The organism is bacterium, from assembly GCA_019912885.1.
Taxonomy (GTDB): Bacteria; Lernaellota; Lernaellaia; order JACKCT01; family JACKCT01; genus JAIOHV01.
In genome coordinates, this window is the sequence record JAIOHV010000202.1 from 1 (window position 1) to 4,938 (window position 4,938).

Sequence of the window (4,938 nt, forward strand, 5' to 3'; positions counted from 1 at the left end):
GCGGCCGGTCCGGCCACGCGGCGCGCCGTCCGTCGCGTCAGGATAAACCACGCCGCGTCGCCGGCGGCGCCCACGACCAGGTGCACCGCGACGTTCGGCGCAAAGGAGAGCATCTCGTAGACGTTGCCCGCGAAAAACGGCAGGCCCTTGTCGATGAGAATGATCGCCTCGATGGCGACGAAAAGTCCGATGAGCAGGCGATCGAGCGTCGCCCACGCCGTGCGCCCGTGAAGCGCGCGCGCCGCCCAGCCGACGATGTAGCCGGGCGCGATGACGACAAGCGCCAGCTTGATGAGGCCGGGTATGACATGACGCAGCAGCATCAGACCGCCAGATCCGCCTTGACCTCGGCAAGCGTGGCGCCGGTCAGCTTTTCGAAGCACGCCACGAAGCGCCAATAGGTGTCGTAGATCGACGCCTCATCGCCGAGATAGGTGAACAGATTGGTCACCGGGCGATTGGACTGTCCGCAGGGGACGATGTGACGGAAGGTCTCCACGTCGTTGACGACGTTGATCGCGAAACCGTGCGTTGTGATGCCGCGATCGACATTCATGCCGATAAAGCCGATCTTGCGGCCGGCGATGTAAACGCCGGGATCGCCCTTCACGCGTTCGCCTTCCAGGCCGTAGGTGTTCAGCACCGCGAGCATGACATCCTCGATCAGCGTCACGAACTTCTTGATCGTCAGGTTGTTGCGCTTCAGATCGAATACCGTGTACCCGACAAGCTGCCCCGGCACGTGCAGCGTTGTTTGGCCCCCGCGATCGGTCTGGACGATTTCGAACCCCGCCTTCTCGATTTCCTCGCGCGTCGAAACAAGACCGGCGTTACCGCCCTTTTCGGAATAACCGCGTGTGATGACGGGCGCGTGCTGGAGAAAGAGAAGGTATTCGGGCGCGGCGCCCTTGCGGATATCGCGCTTGAGATTTTCCATCAGGCTGACCGCGTCGAGAAACGCAACCTTGCCGAGATACGTCCAGCGCACGTCCATGACCATCACGCCGCTCCCGCGTCGTCGTACGCGCCGCGCCACGCGTTGGCGCGGATTTTCAACAACTCGAGGAACATGCGCAGCGAATCCCAAACCGGATGCACGCGGCTGGCCGGCGAGTTGATCCAGACGATCGGCACCTCCTTGATCGAGTAGCCAAGCCTTCGCGCGATGAACAGCAATTCCACGTCGAAGCTGAATCCGGACAATTTTTGCCGCGCGAACACCGCGCGCGCGGCGGGCAGGCGAAAGGCCTTGAATCCGCACTGCGTATCGACGATGCCGCGCACGGCGACCAGGCGTACGAAGAGGTTGAACATGCGGCCCATCGTTTCACGGTACCAGGGCTGATGCACGCGAACGTCGGAGCCAGGCAGGCTGCGGCTGCCGATCGCCACGTCGGCGCCCGCCTCCAGATGCGGGCGGAGTTTTTCGTACTCCTCGATCGGCGTGGAGGAATCCGCGTCGTAGAAGAGCACCACGTCGCCCGCCGCCTCCTGGACGCCGTGGCGCACGGTGTAGCCCTTGCCGCGATTGCGGTCGTTGGCGACCACGCGAAGCGCGGGCCAGTCCTTCGCGATATCTCCGGCGATTTTTCGCGTGTCGTCGGCGCTTCCGTCGTCGACGACGATCACCTCGACGTCGCCGTCGCTCGCGAAATATTCGCGCAATCGCGCAAGCGTCGCGGGCAGGCGCGATTCTTCGTTGTAAGCGGGGATGACGACGGAAAGGCGAGGCATGGTTTTTCGCGCGCAGCGCGACGAACTCTTTAGTACGCCGGGCGGGGGTTGTCGAGGGAGGTCACGAAACGCACGTTCAATCCACGCCCAGGCGGCTGCCGCACTTGCTGCAAAAGTGCGCGCCGGGGGCGGACGCGGCGCCGCAGGCGGAGCAGATCCGCGGCTTTTCCGCGCCGATTCGCGCGCCGCAGGCGGGGCAAAACGTCATGTCCGGCGCAAGCGCCTGCCCGCATTCGCAATGGCCGGCGACGCGCGCGGGCGCGCCGCAGCTTGCGCAAAACTTGTCCGCCGCGGTGACGGCGGCGCCGCAATGAACGCACGCGCCGAAAGATGCTCTTGCCGTTTTCGCTGCTTCCGAATCGCGCGTGCGCGGCGCGGCGTGCGCTCCCTGCGCGCGCTCGTCGATCATGCGTTGCACGTCTTCCGGCGGGGTGACGGCCTGGATGTAAAAATCGACGAGTTCCACGCCGTACCGCGCGAAGTCCTCTTTCATGCGGATCTTCGCGGCGACGGCCAGCTCGTCGTACATGCCCGCGAGATCGACGATCGACCGCAGGTTCTCGCCGATGATGTCGATGAGACGCGAGACGATGACGTCGCGCAGATACGTTTCGATATCGGCCGACGAATAGTTCCCGCGCCGGCCGACGAGCGTGTTGACGAAGACGAGCGGATCGGCGACGCGCATCGCCCAGGAACCGAACGCGCGCATGCGAACGTGGCCTAGGTCCGCGTCGCGAACCGGCACGGGCTCTTTCGTGCCCCACTTCAGCCCGCCGACCGCGGCGAGGTTGACAAAAAACACCTGCGCGCGAAACGGCGCGCGGCCGCTGTCGAACGCGGTCCCGACGATCCGTGACAGGAGCGGAAGGTTCAGCGTCGAGAGCGTGTGCCGGCCGGCGGAGAATACATCGAGCCCGCGGCCGTCGCGGAAAAACACGGCCGCCTGCCCCTCGTGCACGATGAGCTGCGCACCCAGGCGAAGTTCGTCCGTGGCGTTGTCCGGCACCCGGCTGACGATCGCGCCGGCCGCCGGATCGGCCCATTCGAGGACGTCAACCAGCGCCATGATCGCTCCAAATGGGGAATTGGGAATTGCGAGTTGCGCAAGAGGATTGAGGATCGAGGATCGAGGATTGGGTCCATCGCATCACGCGCTCCGCGACGCGCTTCGTGATGATCGCGGTTCGCATCATGCGCCTTTACCCGTTCCCGGAATTCTTGCCCGAGCACGTTCGGCGAACAATTCATCGAGCGCATCCGCAAGCGCCGTCAGGCGCGCGATGACATCCCCCGCCGTGCCGTCGGCGATTTCCCGCCTCGCTACCTCGACGCGGGCGAGAATGTCGAGATCGACCGCGACAAGCGGGCCGAGCCTTTCCACGTCCGCGCGCGCGTCGCCGAGGCCGAAGACGTCGCCGTTCGCCGCGATGCGCGCGGCGGCGGCGTGCGTTTCGAGTCGTGAACGCAGGCGATTGAGATCGTCGATGCCCGCGAGCCCCTTGTCGCGCAGATGCGCGGCGAGCGCATCGTCCATGCGCTTCACCAGCGCGCCAAGCCCTTCGGCGACGCCCCGGCGGACCGCCGCGTCCTGTTCATCGAGGCGGCGCGCGTCGCGGATTCCGGCGAGCGCGGGCACGTCGTCCACGAAGTCGGCGATCGCCTCGGCGATGCGCTCCTTCAGCGTCTGTTCGTCATAAAAACGCACGCATTCATGTTGGCGAGGCGGCGGGGAAAGCGCAAGGCTCGATCGACGACGCCACCCGGTTCCCATGGCACATCAAGGGCGCGATGGAAATGGCCGGAATCCGCTCGCCCCATTTTTGCTTTTCCTCGAGTCGCGGAAATATGTCATCATTGATACAAACATCGAGGCGGCCATGGATATTCTGCTAAATCGCGAACCCGGTTTGCTCTGGAAGCCGAGAGCCTGGCTGATGCTCTGGTTTCCGATCGCGGCCGTTACCGTCATGCACGTGGCCGCCGACGCCGGCGCCGCCTGGCAGCACGACATCATCCGACGCCTGTATTACGTCCCCATCGTCCTCGGCGCTTTTGCCGGAGGGCTTCAAGGCGCGCTGGCGGCCTCCGGTGTCGCGTCGCTCCTCTATGTTCCGCACGCATTTTTCCTCCTTTTTGGGACGCAAGATCCCGCGCGCGGAACCGAAAAATTGATGGAAATCGTTCTTTACAACGTGATCGCCGTCATCACCGGCGCCTTGGCCGACCGCGAACGACGCGAGCGAAATCGTCTTCGCCTTACGGCAGAGCGGTTGTCGGAAACCCTTGAAGAGGTCCAGGAGCGTTCGCTTGACCTCACAGCGACGCGCGACGTGACGTTTCATGGATTGGCCGCGCTCGCGGAGTACCGCGACAGCGAAACGGGCGCCCACATCGTCCGCACGCAGCACTACATCCTGGCGCTCGCGCAAATGATGGCGACGCAGCGTCGATTTTCGGCATATCTGACGGAGGCGGTTATCGAGCTGCTTTTTAAGTCCGCCCCGTTGCACGATATCGGCAAGGTCGGGGTGCCCGACCAAATCCTCCTGAAGCCCGGTCCGCTGACGCCGGAGGAATACGAGATCATGAAAAAGCATACGATCATCGGCCGCGACGCATTGGCCAACGCGGAAAGGCGCCTGCAGAGCCACAATTCCACTGCGTTTTTGGTTCTTGCCAAGGACATCGCCGCGTCTCATCACGAGCGGTGGGACGGTTCCGGCTACCCGTTTGGATTGAAGGGGGACGACATCCCGATCGCGGGGCGCCTGATGAAAATCTGCGACGTATACGATGCCCTGGTGACCCGCCGCGTTTACAAACCGGCATACACACACGACGCGGCCATGCGGATCATCACGTTTGGAGAAGAACGGGTGCGGCCCGCGCATTTCGATCCGGACGTTCTGCAAATGTTCACGGCTCAGCACGCGACTTTTCGCGATATCGCGGCGCGCTTTTCCGGCGGGGACACCCGAGGGTGACCCCCCGGTCGGCGCCGGCGCGCCGATCCTCGCCCCGACATTTCTGCGCGCAACGCTCCCGGCCTTGACAGCCGCGCGCCGCGCCGCTAATTTAGCTAGCAAGTGCTTGCTTGATATCGGCGGGGGATCATGGCCACAAAAAGACAACCGACGCGAGACCGGCAGCGTCAGATCGCCGACGCGGCCCTCAAGATCATCGCCCGGGACGGGCTGGGGA

6 protein-coding genes are annotated in these 4,938 nt (G+C 64.3%); 1 reads left to right on the plus strand and 5 read right to left on the minus strand.

What is annotated here, in order from left to right; genetic code table 11:
* The 5 genes from K8I61_17860 to K8I61_17880 form a co-directional block, all read right to left on the minus strand.
* Positions 1-323, minus strand: a 323-nt coding sequence (locus tag K8I61_17860) for a hypothetical protein (protein MBZ0273909.1), incomplete at its 3' end; no start/stop codon positions are given.
* Entirely contained in the window at positions 323-1,003 is a 681-nt protein-coding gene (gene lipB, locus K8I61_17865; protein ID MBZ0273910.1) for a lipoyl(octanoyl) transferase LipB, read from the minus strand. The genes lipB and K8I61_17860, both read right to left, overlap by 1 nt.
* Complete coding sequence (locus K8I61_17870) at positions 1,000-1,734, minus strand: glycosyltransferase family 2 protein (protein ID MBZ0273911.1); 735 nt, start codon at positions 1,732-1,734, stop codon at positions 1,000-1,002. The genes lipB and K8I61_17870 overlap by 4 nt, the downstream gene beginning before the upstream one ends.
* Before the next feature lie 76 nt (positions 1,735-1,810).
* A complete protein-coding gene (locus K8I61_17875; protein ID MBZ0273912.1) occupies positions 1,811-2,803 on the minus strand; it encodes an SPFH domain-containing protein in 993 nt (330 codons plus the stop codon).
* 123 nt (positions 2,804-2,926) lie between these two features.
* Positions 2,927-3,442 carry a hypothetical protein gene (locus K8I61_17880; protein ID MBZ0273913.1) on the minus strand — a complete coding sequence of 172 codons (516 nt, stop codon included), beginning with the start codon at positions 3,440-3,442 and terminating at the stop codon, positions 2,927-2,929.
* 172 nt (positions 3,443-3,614) lie between these two features.
* Between K8I61_17880 and K8I61_17885 the strand changes: the two genes are divergently transcribed.
* Complete coding sequence (locus K8I61_17885; protein MBZ0273914.1) at positions 3,615-4,721, plus strand: HD domain-containing protein; 1,107 nt, start codon at positions 3,615-3,617, stop codon at positions 4,719-4,721.
* Positions 4,722-4,938: the final 217 nt, after the last annotated feature.

Coding starts and splice junctions, on each gene's coding strand:
- K8I61_17875 (MBZ0273912.1), bottom strand. CDS start 2,803: ATGGCGCTGGTTGACGTCCTCGAATGGGCCGATCCGGCGGCCGGCGCG.
- K8I61_17870 (MBZ0273911.1), bottom strand. CDS start 1,734: ATGCCTCGCCTTTCCGTCGTCATCCCCGCTTACAACGAAGAATCGCGC.
- K8I61_17885 (MBZ0273914.1), top strand. CDS start 3,615: ATGGATATTCTGCTAAATCGCGAACCCGGTTTGCTCTGGAAGCCGAGA.